General features: G+C 62.8%; 15 protein-coding genes and 1 pseudogene. 8 read left to right on the top strand and 8 right to left on the bottom strand.

Translation table 11 applies throughout. The features are described from left to right. The 5 genes and pseudogenes from ACYVL5_RS17905 to ACYVL5_RS17885 form a co-directional block, all read left to right on the top strand. Window positions 1-120, top strand: a pseudogene (locus tag ACYVL5_RS17905) (IS1595 family transposase); the annotation flags it as partial. Between the two features lie 137 nt (window positions 121-257). Further along, complete coding sequence (gene sucC / locus ACYVL5_RS17900; RefSeq protein WP_460596937.1) at window positions 258-1427, top strand: succinate--CoA ligase subunit beta; 1170 nt, start codon at window positions 258-260, stop codon at window positions 1425-1427. A 10-nt stretch (window positions 1428-1437) separates the two neighbouring features. Then, window positions 1438-2313, top strand: coding sequence for a succinate--CoA ligase subunit alpha (sucD, locus tag ACYVL5_RS17895; protein WP_460596936.1), 876 nt, complete (start codon window positions 1438-1440; stop codon window positions 2311-2313). 362 nt (window positions 2314-2675) lie between these two features. Then, window positions 2676-2831, top strand: coding sequence for a ribbon-helix-helix domain-containing protein (locus ACYVL5_RS17890; protein ID WP_460596935.1), 156 nt, complete (start codon window positions 2676-2678; stop codon window positions 2829-2831). A gap of 174 nt (window positions 2832-3005) precedes the next feature. Further along, window positions 3006-4994 (top strand): methyl-accepting chemotaxis protein, encoded by a 1989-nt coding sequence (locus ACYVL5_RS17885; RefSeq protein WP_460596934.1) that lies wholly within the window; start codon window positions 3006-3008, stop codon window positions 4992-4994. 84 nt (window positions 4995-5078) lie between these two features. Here the strand turns inward: ACYVL5_RS17885 and ACYVL5_RS17880 are convergent, their stop codons facing one another. Beyond that, window positions 5079-6446 carry a DUF4403 family protein gene (locus ACYVL5_RS17880; protein WP_460596933.1) on the bottom strand — a complete coding sequence of 456 codons (1368 nt, stop codon included), beginning with the start codon at window positions 6444-6446 and terminating at the stop codon, window positions 5079-5081. Window positions 6447-6773: 327 nt separating this feature from the next. Here ACYVL5_RS17880 and ACYVL5_RS17875 point away from each other — a divergent pair, with 327 nt between their 5' ends. Next, a complete protein-coding gene (locus ACYVL5_RS17875) occupies window positions 6774-6992 on the top strand; it encodes a type II toxin-antitoxin system MqsR family toxin (RefSeq protein ID WP_460596939.1) in 219 nt (72 codons plus the stop codon). Between the two features lie 20 nt (window positions 6993-7012). Continuing rightward, the gene (locus ACYVL5_RS17870) at window positions 7013-7423 is read left to right on the top strand and encodes a type II toxin-antitoxin system MqsA family antitoxin (RefSeq protein ID WP_460596932.1); all 411 of its coding nucleotides are present in this window, start codon (window positions 7013-7015) and stop codon (window positions 7421-7423) included. A gap of 98 nt (window positions 7424-7521) precedes the next feature. Here ACYVL5_RS17870 and ACYVL5_RS17865 read toward each other — a convergent pair whose 3' ends face one another. The 5 genes from ACYVL5_RS17865 to ACYVL5_RS17845 form a co-directional block, all read right to left on the bottom strand. After that, on the bottom strand, window positions 7522-8343 hold the full coding sequence (locus ACYVL5_RS17865; RefSeq protein WP_460596931.1) for a 4Fe-4S binding protein: 822 nt from the start codon (window positions 8341-8343) through the stop codon (window positions 7522-7524). A gap of 502 nt (window positions 8344-8845) precedes the next feature. Next, complete coding sequence (locus ACYVL5_RS17860; RefSeq protein ID WP_460596930.1) at window positions 8846-11140, bottom strand: serine protein kinase PrkA; 2295 nt, start codon at window positions 11138-11140, stop codon at window positions 8846-8848. Window positions 11141-11154: 14 nt separating this feature from the next. After that, window positions 11155-12774, bottom strand: a complete 1620-nt coding sequence (locus tag ACYVL5_RS17855; protein ID WP_460596929.1) for a SpoVR family protein — start codon at window positions 12772-12774, stop codon at window positions 11155-11157. Window positions 12775-12915: 141 nt separating this feature from the next. Then, window positions 12916-14283: a vWA domain-containing protein gene (locus ACYVL5_RS17850; RefSeq protein ID WP_460596928.1), complete on the bottom strand. Its 1368-nt coding sequence runs from the start codon at window positions 14281-14283 to the stop codon at window positions 12916-12918. Window positions 14284-14298: 15 nt separating this feature from the next. After that, on the bottom strand, window positions 14299-16356 hold the full coding sequence (locus ACYVL5_RS17845; protein WP_460596927.1) for a serine protein kinase PrkA: 2058 nt from the start codon (window positions 16354-16356) through the stop codon (window positions 14299-14301). A gap of 313 nt (window positions 16357-16669) precedes the next feature. On the opposite strand from ACYVL5_RS17845, the gene ACYVL5_RS17840 reads away from it, so the two are divergent. Further along, on the top strand, window positions 16670-17302 hold the full coding sequence (locus ACYVL5_RS17840; protein WP_460596926.1) for a hypothetical protein: 633 nt from the start codon (window positions 16670-16672) through the stop codon (window positions 17300-17302). 1 nt (window position 17303) lies between these two features. On the opposite strand, the gene ACYVL5_RS17835 is transcribed toward ACYVL5_RS17840, so the two are convergent. Both ACYVL5_RS17835 and ACYVL5_RS17830 read right to left on the bottom strand, forming a co-directional pair. Next, window positions 17304-18737, bottom strand: coding sequence for an HD-GYP domain-containing protein (locus ACYVL5_RS17835; protein ID WP_460596925.1), 1434 nt, complete (start codon window positions 18735-18737; stop codon window positions 17304-17306). Beyond that, on the bottom strand, window positions 18738-20447 hold the full coding sequence (locus ACYVL5_RS17830; RefSeq protein WP_460596924.1) for a HEAT repeat domain-containing protein: 1710 nt from the start codon (window positions 20445-20447) through the stop codon (window positions 18738-18740). Window positions 20448-20587 lie beyond the last annotated feature (140 nt).

Here is a 20587-nt window from a genome sequence, read left to right as displayed (position 1 = left end):
CAGTACCGCTTTAACCGTCGTTTCGATCTTGCTGCTATGCTTCCCCGCCTCGCTGCTGCCGCTGCCCGGACTGGCAGCCGACCAGAGCGGTGGTTACGCCTAGCGGAAGATTGGCGCTAATCAGGAAAGAAAATATCGCCAAAACTCCTCCATGCCACTAAAATCGCTTGATACTACGCGACTTTTCCTGTATACGTCACTTTCAAACAAGCGTTCTCTCATTATTCTCGACGATTTGATGATCACCAGGAGGGGAAATGAATATTCACGAGTACCAGGCTAAGGCGATTCTGAGGAAATTCGGGGTGCCGGTCCCGGACGGGCACGTCTGCTACAACGGCGCCAGCGCCCGTGAGTGGGCCAAGCGGCTCGGTGACGGGCCATGGGTGGTCAAGGCCCAGATCCACGCCGGCGGGCGCGGCAAAGGGGGCGGCGTGAAGCTTGCGCGCACCCCGGACGAGGTGCGCGGCATCGCCCGCGACATGCTGGGGATGATCCTGCGCACCCACCAGACCGGGCCGGAAGGAAAGGTGGTCACCCGCGTACTGGTGGAGAACGGCTGCAACATCGCCAACGAGCTGTACGTGAGCCTGCTGGTCGATCGCGCTACCTCCCGCGTCACCGTGATGGCCTCCACCGAAGGGGGGATGGACATCGAGGAGGTGGCCGCCAACACGCCGGAGAAGATCTGCGTGGAGGCGATCGATCCCCTGGTCGGGCTCACCCCCTTCCAGTGCCGCAAGATCGCCTTCAGCCTCGGGCTGGGCGGCAAGCTCACCACCAAGGCGGTCAAGGTCCTCCAGGGGCTCTACACCACCTTCATCGCCTGCGACTGTTCCCTTTTGGAGATCAATCCGCTGGTCGTGACCGCGGAGGGGGAGCTCCTGGCCCTGGATGCCAAGTTCGGCTTCGACGACAACGCCATCTTCCGCCATCCCAAGATCGGCGACATGCGCGACTTCGACGAGGAGGACGCCAACGAGGTGGAGGCCTCCCAGCACGACCTCTCCTACATCTCCTTGAACGGCAACATCGGCTGCCTGGTCAACGGGGCGGGTCTCGCCATGGCCACCATGGACATCATCAAGCACTACGGCGGCGATCCGGCCAACTTCCTCGACGTCGGGGGCGGAGCGACCATCGAGCGGGTCACCGAGGCCTTCAAGATCATCCTTTCCGACCGGAACGTGAAAGGGATACTGGTCAACATCTTCGGCGGGATCATGAAGTGCGACGTCATCGCCACCGGGGTCATCGAGGCGGCCAAACAGGTGGAGATCAAGGTACCGCTGGTGGTCCGGCTGGAGGGGACCAACGTGGAACAGGGGAAACGCCTCCTGAAGGAGAGCGGCCTCAACATCGTCGCCGCCGACGGCATGGCCGACGGCGCCAAGAAAATCGTCCAGGCCGTAGCCGCGGCCGCTTAGGAGGGGGACCATGAGCATCCTGATCGACAAGAACACCAGAGTCATCACCCAGGGGATCACCGGCGCTACCGGCCTCTTCCACGCCCAGGGGGCCCGCGAGTACGGTACCCAGATGGCGGGAGGGGTCACCCCGGGGAAAGGGGGAACCACCATCGATGGCTTCCCCGTATTCGACACCGTCGCGGAAGCGGTGGCATCCACCGGCGCCAACGCGTCGGTGATCTACGTCCCCCCGCCCTTCGCGGCCGATTCCATCATGGAGGCGGTGGACGCCGGGGTGGAACTGGTCTGCTGCATCACCGAAGGAATCCCGGTGCTCGACATGGTGAAGGTCAAGCAGTTCATGAAAGGTAAACGGACGCGGCTCGTCGGGCCGAACTGCCCCGGGGTGATCACCCCCGGGCAGTGCAAGATCGGCATCATGCCCGGGTACATTCATCGCCCCGGGAAGGTCGGGGTGGTCTCCCGTTCCGGCACCCTCACCTACGAGGCGGTCTGGCAGCTCACCAACGTGGGGCTCGGCCAGTCCACCTGCGTCGGCATCGGCGGCGACCCGGTGAACGGCACCAGCCACATCGACTGCCTGAGGCTATTCGAGGAGGACCCGGACACCGAGGCGGTCATCATGATCGGGGAGATCGGCGGCAGCGCCGAGGAGGAGGCGGCCCGTTTCGTGAAGGAGCATATGAAGAAGCCGGTGGCCGCCTACATAGCCGGGGTCACCGCCCCCCCGGGAAAGCGGATGGGACACGCGGGGGCCATCATCTCCGGAGGGAAGGGGACCGCCACCGAGAAGGTGGCGGTGTTAAAGGAGTGCGGCATCAGCGTGGCCGCCACCCCGGCCGAAATGGCCGAGGCGCTTTTGAAGGTCTACCGCCCGAACTGACGCTGCCGCCTCCTCCCGTTCCCGGGGCATCCTCCTCGCGAAGCTGGCCAGGGGAGCCTGACACGCGGGACAAGGGTGGCGGATGAGCGGTCGGGATATAAAACAAAGTGCACCACCGTGGTGATGTTGCGAGGGAGGCAGGGTCCCTCCCGGGAGCCCCCTCCCTCGCAACACATTGATCTATTTGAATAGTTCCGGGACCGGTATTTTAGGGCGGGAACCTCCAATTAGCTTGATCTATAATCGATTTTAAAGTATACATTTTTTTAAAACAAAGAGTTCCTGTTCACCTGTGGCCTCCCGTGAGGTGTACCGGGCGGATTTTGACAACGGCAGTCAGAGTACCAGCAGAGAGCTTACGAATGGCCAAAAGCAAAAAACATCCCCGTTACAACGTAGTATCGGTCCGTGTGAGTGACGAAGAGCGGCAGATGCTCGAGAAACTCTCCGCTGACGAAAACAAGAAGGTCTCCGAGCTGATCCGGGAGGCCTTGCAGACCATGACCCCTCCCAAGTAATCATCACCCCGGCAAGTCCGAATCCGCCACCTCCTCCAGCGGTTTCCCGCCCTCCTTTTGTCCGAAGATCCACCATTTCGCCCCCCGTTCCTCCGCAGCCGCTGAACTTTTTGTCCTTAAGTTCATTGGAATTCCGTCGATCAGTTAGGCGGCAACAACTGACGTGGAGGTAGCATGAAAGATTTCAGGATCGGTACCAAACTCGCCATGGGCTTCGGGTTCATGGTGTTTCTCCTCATGACCATCGCGCTTCTGGGGCTGTACCGGATGTCACAGGTCCAGGAGCAGGTGGAACACGTGGTGAAGAGTAACTTCGTCAAGCTGAACACCGCCTTGGAGGCCTACGAAGCGATTCAAAACGTCACCGGCACCGTGAACAGGATCACCATCATCGAGGACCCGGCCGCTCGCCAGGCCGAACGCGCCAAGCTCGACGGCTACCGGGCCGCCTACCGCGAATGCATCACCAAACTCGATGAGATGGAGAGCCTGCCGGAGGGGAAGTCGATCATCGAACGGATGAAGAGTTCGACCAAGGAGGCGTCCGAGGTCAACAACCGGGTGCTCGATCTCGCCATGCAGGGGAGATTGCCGGAGGCGCGCCGCATCCTGCTTAACGAGACACCCAAGCCGGACCAGGAGATGCTGGCGAGCTTCGCCGCCATGCAGCAGTTCCAGAAACAACGGGTGGATTACCGGTACACCGAAGCGGTGACCCTTTACCATACGGCCAGGACCGGATTGCTCATCTCCCTGGTGTTTGCCGTCCTCCTCGGCTCCTTCTCCGCGTTCATGGCCTCAAGGAGCATCACCAAGCCGCTGAAGAGCCTCATCGAGATGCTGCGCGGCATCGCCCAGGGGGAGGGGGACCTGACCCAGCGACTGGAGGAGCATTCCAAGGACGAGCTCGGCCAGCTCGCCCACTGGTTCAACGTCTTCATGAAGGTGGTGCACGACATGGTGCAGACGGTAACCAGGGACGGCATCCAGGTGGTGATCGGCTCCGACCAGGTACACGCCGAGTCGGCGGCCATCTCCGCCAGCGCCGAGCAGCTGGCGGTCAGGGCGGCGTCGATCGCCACCGCCAGCGAGGAGATGTCCTGCACCTCGAGCGAGATCGCCCACAGCTGCGCCCAGGCCGCGGAAGCCGGCACCCAGGCGAGCGAGATCGCCGCCAGCGGGGCGGGAGTCGTTAGGGAAACGGTGCAGGGGATGAACCGCATCGCGGAACGGGTGCGGACCGTGGCGGAATCGGTGGGGCGGCTGGGGGAGAGATCCAAGGAGATCGGCGAGATCGTGGGAACCATCGAGGAGATCGCCGACCAGACCAATCTCTTGGCCCTCAATGCTGCGATAGAGGCGGCGCGGGCCGGCGAGCAGGGACGCGGCTTCGCGGTGGTGGCCGACGAGGTCAGGGCGCTGGCGGTACGGACCACCAAGGCGACCAGCGAGATCGGGGCCATGATCCGCTCCATCCAGGCGGAGACCTCGGCAGCCGTCGAATCGATGGATGCCGGCGTGCGTGAGGTGCACAAGGGATCCGAGGACGCCGAGCGCTCGGGTGCCGCTTTGGATCTCATCATGGGGCAGATCGAGGCGGTGACCATGCAGGTAAGCCAGATCGCCACCGCCGCCGAGGAGCAGACGGCGACCACCAACGAGATCGCCGGCAACATCCAGCAGGTGACGACTACCGCCCAGGCGGCCTCGGAAGGGTCGCAGGGGAGCATGGCGACCTCTCATAAACTGATGGAGCGGGCCAAGGAGCTGATGGCGATGCTGGCCAAGTTCAAGGTGGAGGAGGATGCGTCTCTCTCCATCAACAAGGGAAAGGCCGCGCACCTCGTCTTCGTCGGGAACATCAAGGCACACCTGGACGGCGCGAAAAGGGTCGACGCCCACGCACTCCCCACCCATCTCACCTGCGCCTTCGGCAAGTGGACCCAGGAGACCGGGCGGGAGCGCTGCAGCCATTCCGGTTATTTCCAGAGGATCGAGGGGCCGCACGCCCGGGTCCACGAGCTGGGCAAGCTGACGATCCAGGCCTTCGACGCGGGGGACCGCAGCAAGGCGGAGGGGTACTGCGAGGAGATGGTGCAGCAGTCAAGGGAGCTGATCGGGATACTCGGGGAGCTGGAGAGGGAGTGCGGGAACGGGAGGTAGTACAAACCTCCCTCACCCGGCCTCCTTATACCCTCTCCCCTATTCAATCTCCCCTCGCCCGATGAGCGGAGCTAGGGCAGAAGATCAGTGGAAGATGATGCCGGTTTCGCCTTCCAGACTCAACTGGAGGGAGAGACGGTCCTGCTGGACCAATAGATCGTTCAGCTTCAGCGAGTTCAGCTTCCCGGAGAGGTAGACGTTGTCGGCCAGCTTTACCCTGTCCAGCGATTTTCCCGCCAGCTCGCGGGCCTGCTCCAGGCGCGGGGTCAGGTCCATGGCCAGCTTTTCCTCGATGGTGCGCCTGAAGGTGCCGTGCAAGAGCCAGTCGGCGGACCGCACCAGGAGGCTCTGGGTCTGCAGGTCGAAGTCGACGTCCTCCATCGAAAACCGGTTGGTCTCCGGCCTGAAGACCGGCTTCCCCGTCAGGTAGAAAGTCCCCTCCACCGTCCCCGCCATCTCCACCTTGAGCTGAAGGTGATCCCCGTTCCCGCTGATATCGATCGCTTTCAGGATGACGCTCTTGCCGTCTTGCCCGAGCTCCCTGTTGAGCAGCAGCGGAGCCGCCGCCTTGGCGAGGTCGTGGTAGAAAAGGTCGGTGGCCAGCGAGATCTTGAAGGAACGGTCGTTCCCGCCAACGAGCTTCAGCGGGGGAAGCGGAACCGGCCTTCCCGCCGCCGGGCGGGGGCCAACGACCACCCGGGCCACCGAGGTCACCCCCACCGCAACCTTCATCCGGTCCCTCTGCAGGGAGAGCGGATAGAGCACCACCTCCCGGGGAGCCATCACCAGCCAGGCGCCGTAGCGGCTATCGAGCAGCAGGGGCTGCTGGGCCTGCGTCCAAACCTTCGCCACCTTCCCCCTCAGATCGAGCATTTCGTTCAACTTGGTGGTCGCCAACTGGGAGAGCGTTCCCTGCAGCGGACGGGTCATGTCGTTCACCAGACTCTTCGGCTGCACCGAGAAGGGGCCCACCCGGAGCTCCGCCGGCAAGGCGTCGGCGAGCCCCAGGAAGCGGACGTCGGCCACCACCTTCCAATCCGGCGTGAAGCGCGCCCCCACCTCGAAGTTCAGCCTGGTGGGGAGGGCCGGCGTCTGGATGATCCCATAGCCGAGCGAGATCCCGACCGGGATGGTGACTTGGCAGCGGTTGTCGGCGAAGGCAACCGAGATGGGACCTCTGCGGGTCACGGCGAAGGGAAGGTCGGTGGAGGTGTTGCCCCGGTAGAAGTCGTGGGGTACGACTCGGTTGAGGGTAGCGCTCAACTCGGCGGCGGACATCTCCACCCCGACGTTGACGGTGGAAAGCTCCTGCTTCACCTCCGTCCGGAACGCCTCCTGCCGCGGCATTTCCGCGGTCAGCCGCTGGGCAGGCGTGACACCTGCACAGGCGGTCAGGGCAAGAAGAGTGATGAAGGGAAGAGCAAAACGAAACATGCGGATGAGACAGTTCATGGCAACCTCTTCACGCAGCCGCTCCCAATCCATTCAAGATGAAAGGCGGAAACAGGCTGGACAGAAAGTATTCACGGGAGAGATGAGAGATTAACGAAGCGGGAGTGTAATTCCTTGTCGCCCACAACTCAACCCTTAAGTTGCCGCTGGCGATCGATGCCCGGTCAACACGCTCAAAGTTAAAAGATATCCCCAGGGCTACCTATTGATACGATAACCAATATGGTTAATATTGGCAGATAGAAAAGCGCACGCCACAGTACGATTTAGCCGAAGTCAAGTTGGTCGTCGCCAACCGCCGCGCCACGGCTTTCACTCGGAAAAGCGATCGAAAACGGCAGGCGGATGGGGCTAACGGTTGACGAAATGGTAGAGGTGGTGCGCTCCATGAGCGGGAGCAATTTATACAAGTCGATGACGGCCTATCACGACCACACGGAATGGCAGGATGTCTATCATGCTCTGACGCCCCACGGCACGGTAGCATACATCAAGGTTTCCAATCCGCATCGGAAGGTCCCGGTAATTCAATTTAAAGAGAAATAAACGGGAGATTGAAGCCAGCTATGAGGGAATCGATACAGTGTACAAGCTGCGGGTTTAAGGGGATGGTACGCGAAGAGAACCGTACCGAGACCCTCACCCATAGCGGCGAGTCCGTCACACTCACCGGCCTCTCCGGTTGGGTTTGCCCGTCCTGCCACGATGGCTGGTTCGACGAGGCTGATCATATCCGGTTTGCTGCTGCGGGCGACGAGTTGGTACGCCGTGCGCGGGAGCGCGAAAGTAAGGAGCTTAGAAGGATACGTAAGAAACTGGGGCTGACACAAAAAGACGCGGCGAGGATTTTCGGCGGCGGGGTCAACGCCTTTTCCCGTTATGAGCGGGGGGAGATAGAGCCCAGCACATCCACTATGAAACTTCTCCGCCTCTTGGACCGACATCCCGAATTACTAGTCGAGGTGGCGAAGGAGTAATTCCCGGCCGCCTCTGACTCCACGAGAACCGTGCATCATCCTCACCCCAGCCCTCCCCTGGTAGGGGGAGGGAGAGATTGAGAAGGCGCGAATTGACTCTACGGGATGCGGCTTTCGCAGGGGACTTTGGTCTGGCAGAGGCCGCAGCCGGTGGCGGTGACGCCGTATGCTCGGGCGACGGCGTCGGGGGCGGCGCCGTAGACGTACTGGCGGCAGACGGTCTTGTCGTGGCCGTCTTTGCTGAGGGCGCCGACGGGACAGCGGGCGATGCAGGCGCCGCAGCTGCCGTTGCGGTAGTAGAGACAGTTATCGGTGTGGTTGGGATAGGTCCTGAGCGTCGGTTCGAGCTCGAGGTCGGTGATGACGCTTCCCAGTCGATGGGCGATGCCGCGGGGGGTGATGACGGCATCGTTCAAGCTGAAGGTGCCCAAGCCCGCGGCGTAGGCGGCGTGGCGCTCGGACCAGGAGGAGGCGACGCCGACCGGGGTGTCGACGTACTCTTTCCAGGCGGGATGAAACTGGGGGGCGAAGGCGCGGCATCCACGGGCGGTAAGGAAGGCGACCAGGTGCCTGCGGAGGGCGCCGTTGAAGGCCTCGCCGAAGTTGCGGGTCTGGGCCCAGGCGCGCGAGGGGAAGCGATCTTCGCGGCGGTTGGTCTCGCGGGTGGCGGCGGTGATCGGGAGCACCCAGGTGATCACCGTCTTCGGCTCCCAACCTCCCCCCTCCTCCAGCCGGTCGGCGAGTTCAGTCGGGGTCAGGTGGAAGTCGCCGATGACCGACTTGTACTCGGCGAAGAGGGGATCGGCGGCGGCAGAGAAGCCGACCAGGGGTGCGTCGAAATAGGGGGCGCCGTCGGGAAAGCGGTTGCCGGCATCGTCGCGGACAAAGCGGCGGATCTCTTCGCAGATGGTCTCTCTCATCCTCTACCTCCTCGTTTTAGCCCTACCCTATCCTCACCCGTTGCCGTGCCCCGTCAACTTCTCCCGGCCCCAAACGTCAGCTCGGTTTGGCCCCATCCTCACCCTGTCCCTCCCCTTGCAGCGGAGGGTACCTTGGTCCGGCTTGGTCGTTTTGTAGTCTTTCGGAAAACCGCGTGGGCACGGGGTGCCCACCCTACGAGTCGCCAATCGTCAGCTGGCCTCGGCTTCCATCCTCCCCCAGTACCCCTTGAGGGGAGGGGTACTGGGGGAGAACTTCGCAGTATAAACGGGCGACGAGGAAGAGCAGACGAAATAAGGCGGATCGTTTGGCGCGGTAGGTTAGCATGAGTCGGGGAATGGAGATAGAAAAATTAGAGGGATGGGGCGGCAGGGCGGCAGGCTGAGACTTCTTATGAGGGTGGCCGGAAGGCCCCTGCCCCTCTCCCCTGAAGGGGCGAGGGGATAGTGCCCTGATTGGCGGGGGAAAACCGAACAGGGTGGCCTAAACGTGGAACTTGCGGGCGAGGTCGTTGTCGATCACGTAGACGCAGATCTCCTTGGCGGCCTGCTTGGTGTACTTGAACTTCTCCGAGCTCAGGTTGTTGATCAGGAAGGTCACGTCGTCCCGGATCCGCTTGTCGTAGGTCTTGAAGGCCTCGGTGTCGTAGTCCTTGATCGCCCGCCGGAAGTTGGAGTTCTCCAGGAACGGCTCCAGCACCTTCTCCTTCAGGTTGTAGACGTAGCGGTCGTGCAGCGACTGGAAGAGCTGGGTCTCCTGCGGCGGCTTCCCTTCCACCATGATCTCCTGGGTCAGCGTCTTGCCGGTGTACTCGTGCTGGACCTCCTGGCGGAAGGTGAGCCGGGACTGGGTCTCGGCCTTGGCCGCCCCCAGAAGCCTCCCCTCGATGCCGGAGAGGAGCTCCTCGGTGACCTCGAGCTTGTCGCCGGTGAAGGTGCAGATCTGCACCGCGCCCGGCTCGAAGTTCACCGCGAACATGTAGTTCAGGATGTCGCGCTCGATCTGGGCCTCGTTGTAGTAGTACAGCGCCTCCTTCACCTCCTGCAGCACCAGGTAGTCGTAGTTGTGGATGAGCGACTCCATGAACCCCTCCGGGATGGCCTCCTTCAGCTCCTTGTGCCAGCGCGTGAAGAAGGTGGAGAGGTGGGACATGGTGATCATCTTGTCCTTTCTCGCGTAGGCGGAGTAGAAGTCGGAGAAGATCTTGATCGACTCCCTCCCGGAGAAGCCGTGGTCCCCCTCGTGCTCACTTTCGGCGATGATTTTTTTGCGCCGCTTGGCGTTGAGCCTTTTGCGGTCGTCTTCCGTGAGCCAGTCGGGGATGTGCCCGGTGTAGATCTCCATCTTGAGGATCTGCAGGTGCTCGTCGCAGTAGAGGCGGTACTTCTCAGGGTCCCCGACCCATTCCAGGAGCGCATCGGACTTGATGTTCATCCTGGTCGAGATGATGACCCGGGCGAAGTTGTGCAACACCCGCGGCAAAAAGCTCTCGTCGATGTGCTTGCCGAAGATGTTCCGGTAGATCTCCACCTCGGTGTTCAGGTCCATGACGTAGGGGATGTTGATGAACTCGATGCGGTCGGTGAAGGACTGGACCCCTTCGATGCTCCGCTCGTCCTCGGGATTCATGAGGGCGATGAAGAGCGAGCGGACGTTCTCCTCGACCTCCTCGACCTTGTGGATCCCCTCGGAGATGATGTTGTGGAGCTCCAAAAGCCTCTCGGCGTTGTGGGACTTCACGTCCATCAGCGCGTAGATCCCGTTGTTGGTCTTGGCGAAGTTGGAGAAGATGTACTTCACCTCGTTGGAGTCCCCAAGGAGGAGATCGATCTTCCGCTGCAAGAGCTCGTTCGAGTGGATGTTCACCTTGGTCGAGCGGTCGCCCGGGTTGTAGACGGTGATCCCCTCCCCCAGCCGCCGGTTGAACCGGTAGGGGCGGACCTGGATCATCTTGAAGAGGTCGGCGGGGTCCTCGAGCCTCGCACAGAGCGCCTGGAAGAGCGAGGTGCAGATGGTGCAGGGGGAATCCCTGAAGACCCAGTCGTACTCCTTGTCGGTGAACAGGCGCCATTTGAACGCGTCGTTCTCGAGGAGGTCGTCGAAAAAGGCGCGCCGCTGCGACTTGTCGATCATCAACAGCGGGTGGTCGTGGGAGGGGCAGGGGACCTCCACCACGTCGGAGCCGCGCAAAAGCGCCGCCTTGGCCTCGGAGAGGTCGGAGGGATCGAGCTCGTACTCGTCGAGCAGATGGGAGAGCCTCTCCATGAAGGAGGCGACCTGGTGCTCCTTGAAGCGCCCGAGCACGTAACGGTCGAGATGCCAGACCACCTCGTAGCAGCGGCCGGCCTCGGTGTTCGCGTACTCCTCGAACTTCATCAGGAGGTTGTTCAGGAAGGTGCTCTTCCCGGAGCCCGGCGGCCCCTCGAAGATGTAGATCTTGTTCTGCCGCGCCCCGGTCTTCATGGCCGCCACGTGGCTCATGAAGCGGTTGGCGAACAGGCGGTCGGCGAAGAAGGGACGGTCGGAGTTCTCGACGAACAGCCGCCTCGTGTCGTAGTTGACGAAGTTGATCGACTCGGGGTCGTCCGGGTACTCGTCCACCCCTTCCGAGACATAGTTTTTGATCATATCGTGAAACAGCTGGAAGATGTTGCGCATCATCATCTCCGGCTGCTGCGACACGAGCTGCATGTACTCCTGGAACGAGAAGGTCATCGACTTCTCCCGTTCCACGATGGTACGGCCCAGTTGTTTCAGTACGGTATCGAGTTCCGGCATAGTTTTCCCGCCTGTCACAGCGCTTTCCTTTCCAGTACCTTGTCCTTCATGGTGTAGACCACCCGCTGCCAGGTTATCTCGGGCTCTTCGCCCCCGTCGCGGTTGCCGCGCGGGGCCTCCACCACCGCCTCGCTGGTCTCCAGCTGGACCGGGGCCCCCCAGAGGTACTCGATCCCCACCATGGTGTTGGCGATGTAGTCCTGGACCAGCTGTTTCCCCTCGAAGTGGTGGACGAGGTAGAGGGAACCGTGCTCGCCCCGCTCGGGGGCGATCTCGATGAACGGCGGGTGGTAGAGCGAGGCGAGCACCATGTCCCGGTACTGCCGGGCGTCCCTGCTCTTCACGTAGTACTGCCAGACCATCCGCTGGGGATCGAGCCGTTTGCCGGTCACGAAGAGGTCGAAGCGGTCGGTGAAATCCTGGTCGACGAAGTCTTTTATGAAAAGGTAATCGCAGTAGTTGGAGCGGACCCGGAAGAGGAACTCGTCCCCCTTCCCCGCCTCGCTGTCATACTTCTTCCTCATCTCGGCATTGGTCAGCCGATGGAAGTCGTACCCGGTTCTCCCCTTGTCGGCGGTCTCCTTCAATTGGTACATGAGCCTCATGCCGAGGGCGTAGGGGTTCATCCCAACCCGCGGCATGGAGGTGACGCCGGCATGCACGCGGGCGAAATCGACCTCGTGCCCCTTGATGCGGTCGTCCTCGAGGAAGAGCTTCTCGTGCCAGTAGCTCGCCCACCCCTCGTTCATGATCTTGGTGCGGATCTGGGGCTGGAAGAAGATGGAGGTCTTCCTGACCACCTCGAGCACCGAGCGCATCCAGACGTTGTCGTCCTTGGCGAGGAACTCGGAGTTCTCGATCAAAAACTTCAGGAGGTCGTAGCGCTCGACCCGCTTCACCGTCAGCTGTTTCTGGTAGTGGGCCTCCATCTCCGGATACTTCCTGGTCACCTCGATGAAGAAGACCCGCTCCCCGTCGTCGCCGAAGGCGTCGATGTTCTCGTTGTAACGGGTGATCTCCTTCAGGTACTCGCTGACGGCGACCTTCTTCTCCACCTGGAGAAAGACGTCGAAGTAGTAGTTGAGGCGGCTGGAGCAGGCGCGGTCCGGGGAGGCGAAGAGGGGTGAGAGCTCGGCGTGGTAGCCGACCAGGTTGTCGAGGGAACGGGCGAACTCGAGGATGTAATCCACCCAGCGTCCCTTCTCGGCTCGCAGTTTGGCGATCACCCGCTTGTCCGACAGAGCCTGCCCGGTGAAGTCGTACTCCCAGGTATGGCGGAAGTAGAGGTTGTTCTGGAAGAAGTCGATGTGGCCCAGCACGTGGTAGAAGATCATCACGTTCAGCCAGTCGGGGTTGTTGTCGTTGTAGAAGGAGATCGGCGGCCGGGTGTTGATGACGGTCTCGTAGGGGTTATGCGGGTAGAGCTCGTACTCGCCGCGCCCGCGCAAGACCTCCACGTCGTGGACCCAGTAGTCGTAGAGGGTCGGGATCATCACCTTGGGGGAGAGCTCGATCAGGTCCCGGTTGGTGACGATGTACTCCAGGCTCTCGTCGGTGAAGGAGAGCCCCGCCGCCCGCGCCCGGACCTTGCACCCTTCCATGATCTCCTTGGTATGTTGGTTGATAAGTTCCATACGCGGTCACATCCCGTTTCTAATAATTCGAACGTTCGAATTTTTTCTGCAACCTCTCGTGATCACACGCGAATTCCGATTTTTTCTGCGCGGCCCGGTCTCCTTTTCCCGCCGTTTCCCCGTCTTCGGGGGCCATCGCTGCTAGCTGATCAGCCGCTTGATCCCTTCGATCACCCTCGCTTCCTCGGCGTCCTCGGCCATCACGTCCATCCGCAAGAGGTGCGGTTTGTCGCGCAGGAGCCCGGAGTTCTCCAGGTAGCGCGCCACCTCGGTCCACTGGGTCCCGGAGTGCTCGGCGATGGTGACCCCCATGCGGCTTACGTAGGAGAGGATCTTGATGAGCTCGGGGATCGACTTGTCCCCGCCGGTGTCCCAGTCGTCGCCGTCGGTGCCGTGGAAGACGTAGATGTTGTAATCCGCCGCCAGGTTCTCCTTCTCGACGATCTCGTTCACGAGCTTGTAGGCGCTCGCCACCTCGGTCCCGCCGGCCACCCGGGAGTTGTAGTAGGTGTGGAAGTCGGGGACCTCCTTGGCCTCGGTGTCGTGGAGGATGAAGCGCGACTCCACCTGCCCCGCGTACTGGTAAAGGAGCCAGGAGTAGATCATCACGTGCTGGGTCGCCACCAGCTCGGTCACCTTGCCGGCCATCGACCCGGAGTAGTCCCTGAGGAAGAAGACCATGGCCTGCGGCTCGTAGTCCTTCTCCTCGGAGAAGATCCGGTACACCTTGTCGCGGGGGGAGATCAGGAAACGGGTCGGGTCGAGATCGGAAGGGTCGGTGATGTTCCCGAGCGAGATGTTGGTCTCCATGATCTTTCTCAGCGTCGCCTTCTTGTCGAGCACCTGGCCGGAGCCGCGGTTTCGGTCGGTAAGATCGTAGATGTAGCGGGTGAAGGAGCGCTTCTTTCCTTTCTCCTTGAGGTTCGGGAGCTGGAACTGCTCGGTGAGCACCTTGCCGAGCTCGTAGGCGGAGGCGCCTACCTCGTGGGCCTCGCCCTCCCCCTGCCCCGGCCCCTGCCCCGGCTCCTCGCCGGTCTCGCGGACCTTCTGCTCGCCGATGACCTCCCCTTCCTCCCCCTTGCCGCTGCCGCCGGTGGCGCCGCCCTCACCGGGAGGGCGCACGGAGGGGTCGTGGACGAACTTCTCCTCCTCGGTGGAGGGGACCACCACGACCTTACCCTTGCCGCCGACCTTACCCGGCTTGATGAGGCGGCCTACCCGGATCTTCCTCGGGAAGCCGTCCTTCTCGCGCTGGCGGTCCCGCTCCAGGAGGTCGTCCAGCGACTTCATCTCCAGGCCGAAGGGATTCTGCACCGGCTCGCGCCCCTCCAACGCCGCCATGTCGTGCCAGGCGTAGAGGCTCTTGGCGAAGTCGGGGAAGGGGCCGCCGCGGTCGGAGGAGGTGAGCTCGGCGCGGCGCCGGGCAAGCTCGTCTCTGAAGCGCTCGTAGCGCTCCGGGTCGAGCCCCCTGGCTTTCAGTTCTTCGAGGTATCGTTCGGGATCTCTCATGGCGTCGACCGCTCGCTAGCTCTCGTCCTCTTGGGTGCAGAAATACTCGATGGTCTTCTGGGAGCAGGTGCGGCAGTAGCCGAGCTTGCTCAGCATGGTCACGATCATCCGGTCGTAGAGCTTCTGGTTCTCCTCGTTGGTCCGGTTGGCCAGGGCGCCGATCAGGCTCCCGGCCCCGGCGATGTCCGATTTCAGCCGGACGTCGGTGACCGCCTTGACGAGCTCCAGGTTGTCCATGAAGTCGTAGTTGGGGTCCACCGAGATCTTCTGGCCGTAGATCTTCCTGATCGAGGTCCTGAAGGAGGAGCGCTGCTCCTCGGTCTTCAAACCGATCCGCTCCTCGACGCTTTTCACGTAACGCTCGTCGATCTTCAGGGCCTTCAGCTCGCCCGACTGGGGGTCCTTGTACTTCCACATCCGGTCGGGTCCGAGATTTTCGGCGTCGATGCCGATGATCATGTTGACATAGTTCTGAACGTCCTTCTTAATGGCGAACGGCTCGTCCATGTAGGCGTTGAACATCTCGGTCATGATCCGCTCGCGGTAGAGCTTCTTGGCCGTCTTCAGGTCCTCGAGGTACTTGGCCCGCTCGTTGGTCTCCACCACGTAGTCGAGCACCACCCGTTCCAGGGCCTTGAAGACGTCGTAGGCGACCATGCAGCGCCCCTCGTTGGTCTCCGAGCTCTCCTTGAGGATCTGGATGCTGCGGCCGAGGCTCCGGTGCCCCAATCCCCGCTGGCCGAAACGCTTGGTGATGTCGGGCTCCTGGCCGAGGGTGTCGATCACCTCGGCGAGCGCCTTGATGCTCTTCTCGCCGGCCACCTCGCCCGCGGCGAGCTTCATGGTCTCGATCGGGGTGAGCTTCTCGCTTCTCGGGAGCCTGGTCAAGACCACGCCGACCGAGGCCGCGTAGTTCAGGTTCGGGTCCTGGTGCAGGGTCTCCTTGGTGAGGGTGGTCTTGGACTCGCTGCCGATCGCGTAGGCGGTCAGCCCCTCCTGCATCCGGTAGTTGGTGTTGTGGGAGACGTAGCAGATGCGGCAGCGGTCGACGATCGGCGCCTCCTCCTTCTCGGAGAGGAAACGGTTGAACTCGGAGTTGTTGCTGGTGGCGATGATCATGGAGTCGATCGGCCACTTGTAGCCGTCGATCTCGATGGCCCGGTTCTGGATCACCCCGAGGTAGACCTGGACCAGGTCCTTCTTGTTCTTGAAGATCTCGTCCGAGAAGTGGATGCCGCCCCCAGCCACCCGGGCCAGCGCGCCGCGCCTTAAGTCGAAGCGGTACGGGTTGTTGGTGTCGGTGAGATGGAGCAGGCGCTGGATCGACTCCTCGCCCAGGAGGTCGACCGCCGACGAGGTGATCTTGTCCTTGGCCGGGTACTTGCCGGTCAAGGTGCCGAGGCTCTCGCTCATCGGGACCGGGACCACCAGCACCGAGTCGAGCATCTTCTCGAGGTCGAACTCGTGGAAGTTCCTGATGTCGTTCCAGATATAGCCGCTGCAGGCGCCCAGCGGGCGGTAGTTGCGGTAGAGGTTGTCGACCTCCTCCTCGGTGAACCCCTGCTCGGCGAGGAACTTGCGGTTCTCCTCCTGGTCGTCGAAGAGGTTCATGGCCAGGATCATCGGGTCCTCGTAGGTCTGGGAATCGATCTCCCGGATCCTACCGTAGCTCCCGATCTGGTCGACGTTCAAAAAGCGGAAACTGTACTTGCGGTTGCGGTCGCGGGAAAGGAAATTACGGTACTTGCCGCAGAGGAACTCGACGAAGAAGGTCTTGCCGTTACCCGGCTCTCCCACGAGGACGAAGGCCATCTCCTTGCTGGAGCCCCCCTCCGCGGCATCCTTCACGAACGAGACGAAGCTGTTGATCTCGTCGTACATGCCGATGGTGTGCTTGCGGCCGGTCCGGAAGATGTTGAAGTCGTAGGTGGTCTTCCCGTTGACGGTGACCTTCTCGAATCCGGGTTCCAGGATCATCCTGATGATCCCTTGGAAGGCGTTCTCGAAGACCCGCTCTCCCGCCTTGACGGCGGCCAGGTGTTGACGGAGCGTCTGGTTCTTCTGCGCAGTCATGATTCCCTCCGCACTAGCGTTTTTGTGCCATTTATTGGGCCCGAGGGTTCCGGGTTCTCATTGGTTTAGGCGTTTAGGTCAAGTATACGCCTTACCCCTGTATTGTGCAAAATACGGCAAGTAAGCTTTCCTCAGGCCGGGGGCGGCCGGCCGGGGAGGCGGGTGGCGTCGGGAAAGGGCAAGCATTTCAAGGGAGTCACTGAATTGTACCGGGGAGGATCGTTTCCGCAAGGAGAGGGGAGATCTTTGCTTTGGGTGGCTATTTGGTACTATCTAACATTATCGAACGAGCAAGGCTCAAGAGGAGGGAGTTATGAGAGGGAAGCTTTGGACAATTCTTTTGCTGCTGGTGGCGGTAACGCTGGCGGGGTGCGGAGGAGGCGGGAACGACCATCCCCTCATCACGCAGGATATCCTCAGTAACGACAACGTGGACGGCTACGTGGTGGAGAACACCGCCGGCAACCGTTCGGTGGGGCTCGTGGTCCGGGACGGGCTGAACACGGTGCCGGCCGGCATCGACCCGGTCAGCGATTCCGAGTACCGGGCCTTCCTCGACTTCCCGCTGGACACCATCCCGCTGCGGGCGTCGGTGACGGGGGCCACCCTCGACCTCACCATCCGCGACTACAACTCGAAGGCCTCTTCCATCCCGCTCCGCATCGAGCTCGTCAACTTCGGGCCGCCCTTGTCCACCGACGACTACGACCGCGCCCTGCTGATCCCGCTCGACGTCAGAACGGTCAACATCTTCCCGAGCGACTTAAACCATCACGTGCTGATCGACGTGACCGATCTCATGCTGACCGCCCAGAGGCTCGCGCTGGCGAACTTCCAGATCCGGGTCATGGAGGATCTCGGGACGGTGATCCCCGGGAGAATCGCCATCGACGACTCGACCAGCACCTCGGTGGCGCCGCTTCTAACCGTGGATTACGTCATGTAGGTCAGAGCAGGTAGCGGTTCACCTCGACCCCGAGCAGGCTCGGGTCCACGGTGGCCACGATGGCCCGGGGCGGGAGCGCCCGCCCCGGGACGAAGACTTCCCCGTCCGTCTCCCGTCCGGCGGCGTCGGCGATGACCCGCACCCGCGGCTCGGCCGCCTCCACCGGGTCGGGGTTGGTCTCCACCACCACCGCCAGCTCGCCGCTGTCCAAAAGCACCAGCGACCCCAACCCGTGCAGACCGACGCAGCTCACCAGCACCTTCAAAAGCGGCGCGTCGAACTCCTTGCCGGCCCGGCTCAAGAGGTAACGGATCGCCTTGTCCGGCGAGACCGCCGTCCTGCCGTGCACCCGCGAAGAGGTCAGGGTGTCGTAGGTGTCCGCCAGGCTGACGATCCTCCCGAAGAGGGTGATCCTGCCGTAGGGAAGCCGGGGGTAGCCGGAGAAATCGGCCAGCAGGTGATGCTCGAAGACCCCGGAGATGATCCGGGAGGTCATCTTGTCGAGCCCCTTCAGCATGGCCAGCGAGCTCACCCCCTTGAGGGGGTGGGTCTCGAAGGCCGCCTGCTCCTCGGGGGTGAGTTCGCTCTCCTTGTCGAGGAGGGAGGGGGGGAGGTGGGCCTTGCCGAGGTCGTGGAAGAGCGCGGCCATCCCCAGCTCGCAGAGGTGGAACTTGGAAAGCCCCAGCCGCTTCCCCATGGCGAGCGCCAGCAGGCAGACGTTGGCCGCGTGCATCTCGCCGTAGGAGGTGTGGCAGCGGTTGGCGGTCAGCCCCAAAAGGCACGATTCGTGGCTGTAGAGATGGTCGATCAGGTGCTGGACCACCCGCTTGCACTCGCGGAAGCGGATCGGCTGCCCCGCCGCGGTACTGGCCATCACGCTCTCCATGGCGGTGATGGCCTTCTTGTAGAGAAGCCTCGCCTTCAGCCGGTCGTCGCTCAGCTTGTCGGCGTCGACGTCGGCCGCCTCGATCCCCTCCACCAGCATCTCCACTTCGAGCTGGACGATCCTCCTCGCCTGCATCCGCTCGAGCATCCGGCCATAGGGGTCGGTGGTCGTCTCGTCGGCCTCCTTCAAGGCGTAGACGAAGCTGCGGAGATCGGCGGCGGTCACCTCGGGGGTGAAGGTGACCCGCCCGACCTGCCGGCTCTTCAGCTCGTGGGCGAGGAAACGCGAGGCCTCGTAGCCGGCGGCATCGGGGCGCAGCCGGTGGTCGCCCAGGTAGAGATGGCTCCCCTTCATCCGCAGGGTCGCCTCCTCCCGCTGCTGGATCTCCCTGATCACCTCCAGCACCTTGGCCACCGGGAGCTGCACCGCCGCGTGCCCCTCGCTGTAGTGGGCCGACGTCTTCAAGAGCACGAACAGCTGGGCCACCAGGGCCTTGCCGAGCTTGACCATCTCGGCGTGCATGCCGTCACGGAAGATCTCGGGGGCCATCTAAACCTCCTCCCCTTCCAGGGGATCGCTCTCGTCGCTTCCCGACAGGGAGGAGAGCGCCTCGGCGATCAGCTCCCGCACCTCGGGATCGCGGCTGTGCTTCCCCTCCTCCAATAGCTCCAGCGCCCCCGGGCTCCTCATCTTGCGAAGCCCCGCCACCGCCAGGAGGGCGTTCTCCCGCTGGGCGGCCTTCTGGAACCAGCGCTTCTTGAGGAGCATCTCGCGGAAGATCGGAAGGAGGGAGTCGTTCCCCAGCTCGCCGATCAGCCCGTAGACCGCCTTCTTCTCGTCGAGGGGACGGAGCTTGAAGTCGTCGCTCTGGGTGAGCGCGATGGCGGGCTTGAGGGCGAAGGTGAGCCGCTCCCGGGCCATGATCTGGAGGGCACGGATCCTCAGCGCGGTCGAGTCGTCCCTCAGGTACTTGAGGAGGTAGTGCTTCGCCTTGGGGTCGGGGGAGCGCTCGAGGAACCCCAGCACCTCGCGGCGGATCCGGGGCTCCTTGCTGGAGATCAGTCCCACGATCATCGCCAGCGCCTTGGGGGTCCCGACCAGCGAGAGGACCAGCACCAGGTTTCTCACCAGGTACCAGCGCGGGTCGCTTAGGTAGGGGGCGAAGACCTCCGGGCGCGCCCGTCCCAGCTCGACCAGCACCTCGACGATCAGCTTGCGTATCTTGAGCTTTTCCACCCGCCCCAGGAGATCGCAGATCCCCCCCAAAGACGGCACCCCCAGCATCATCAGGAGGTCCCGCACCTCGTCATACCCCACCGTGCTGTCGGCCGCATCGATCGCCTCCTGGAGCGCCGCCACCGTGGTGTCGGAGAGGACGCCGTCGATGACCGCCCGGACCTGGTCGGCCAGGGGGGGGGGAAGCTTGGGGTCGCCGGCCAGGTGATCCAGGAAGCGGATCATCTTCAGGGCGCGCCCGATCTCGGCGCCGAGGAAGAGGTTGCCGAGGAGCTTTCCGGAGATGGAGAGGAAGTCGCCGAAGATCTCGGGGTCCCGGTTGGCGCCCAGGACGGCGAACAGGATGGTGAAGACGTCCTCGAGCGGTTCGCGGGTCACCTCGAGCTGGCGCGCCTTGCGGAGCCAGGCGGCGTCGTCGCGGGTGAGAGCGAGGAAGGTCTTCGGGATGGGACGGGGGGGAGGGACCGGCTCCTGCCTCAGGTAGGCGAGCGCGCGGGAGATGGCCCCCTGCTGCGGTCCCTCGGGGAGAGCCCCCCCCTCGATCGCCATCTCGACCAGGTCCTCCTCGAGAAGATAGCCGATGTGGGGGAGGTTCCGCTCCCAGAGCTGGGTGACGATGTCGTCGTCGGCCTGGGTCGTCTGCTCGAAGGCGACGATGGAGAGGAAGGTCTGCAGCTCCCGCTCCTCGAGCCCGGAGGCGAAGGAGAGGAGCCGGATGCCGTCGGAATGGATGCGGAAGGCGAGGCTCTCCTTGGGGTCGGCGTTGTCGTAGACCACCTGGCAGCGGTAGCGCATGACGAACGGCTCGATCTCCAGGCGGAAGTCGCCGAACTGCGAGAGGTGCTTCGTCATGCGGGCGTTGAGGTCGTGCATGAAGCGGATCAGGACCGGGTTGTTGGGCAGGTAGATGCGGATCCCCTTGGCCGCCTTGACCATGGCCTGGATGACCTCCTGCGCCGAGGCGACCTCTTTCTGGTCGGTGGCCACCGTCACGCGGCCGCTGTCGAATCCCTGCTCCCTCATGCCCTTACCGACTCCCGTCCTCATTAAGCCTACGCCGCCGCGCACTCGGTGTAAAGCGGCACATGTGCGGGAGGCAGCCTCCCCTCTCATCTCTTCGGCAGCCCCGAAAAAAGATCCAGCGGTTTCTGCCGCTTACCGGG

It is taken from the genome of Geomonas sp. Red276 (genome assembly GCF_054784495.1).
The sequence above is the reverse complement of the archived record's forward strand: the minus strand, read 5'-3'. Positions and strand labels throughout refer to the sequence as shown.

Excerpts from the sequence above, each read along its gene's own strand:
- ACYVL5_RS17860 (WP_460596930.1), bottom strand. The coding sequence starts at position 11,140 with ATGCCGGAACTCGATACCGTACTGAAACAACTGGGCCGTACCATCGTG.
- ACYVL5_RS17830 (WP_460596924.1), bottom strand. The coding sequence starts at position 20,447 with ATGAGGGAGCAGGGATTCGACAGCGGCCGCGTGACGGTGGCCACCGAC.
- ACYVL5_RS17845 (WP_460596927.1), bottom strand. The coding sequence starts at position 16,356 with ATGACTGCGCAGAAGAACCAGACGCTCCGTCAACACCTGGCCGCCGTC.
- sucD (WP_460596936.1), top strand. The coding sequence starts at position 1,438 with ATGAGCATCCTGATCGACAAGAACACCAGAGTCATCACCCAGGGGATC.
- ACYVL5_RS17850 (WP_460596928.1), bottom strand. The coding sequence starts at position 14,283 with ATGAGAGATCCCGAACGATACCTCGAAGAACTGAAAGCCAGGGGGCTC.
- ACYVL5_RS17840 (WP_460596926.1), top strand. The coding sequence starts at position 16,670 with ATGAGAGGGAAGCTTTGGACAATTCTTTTGCTGCTGGTGGCGGTAACG.
- ACYVL5_RS17880 (WP_460596933.1), bottom strand. The coding sequence starts at position 6,446 with ATGAACTGTCTCATCCGCATGTTTCGTTTTGCTCTTCCCTTCATCACT.
- ACYVL5_RS17865 (WP_460596931.1), bottom strand. The coding sequence starts at position 8,343 with ATGAGAGAGACCATCTGCGAAGAGATCCGCCGCTTTGTCCGCGACGAT.
- ACYVL5_RS17870 (WP_460596932.1), top strand. The coding sequence starts at position 7,013 with ATGAGGGAATCGATACAGTGTACAAGCTGCGGGTTTAAGGGGATGGTA.
- ACYVL5_RS17835 (WP_460596925.1), bottom strand. The coding sequence starts at position 18,737 with ATGGCCCCCGAGATCTTCCGTGACGGCATGCACGCCGAGATGGTCAAG.
- ACYVL5_RS17890 (WP_460596935.1), top strand. The coding sequence starts at position 2,676 with ATGGCCAAAAGCAAAAAACATCCCCGTTACAACGTAGTATCGGTCCGT.
- ACYVL5_RS17855 (WP_460596929.1), bottom strand. The coding sequence starts at position 12,774 with ATGGAACTTATCAACCAACATACCAAGGAGATCATGGAAGGGTGCAAG.
- sucC (WP_460596937.1), top strand. The coding sequence starts at position 258 with ATGAATATTCACGAGTACCAGGCTAAGGCGATTCTGAGGAAATTCGGG.
- ACYVL5_RS17885 (WP_460596934.1), top strand. The coding sequence starts at position 3,006 with ATGAAAGATTTCAGGATCGGTACCAAACTCGCCATGGGCTTCGGGTTC.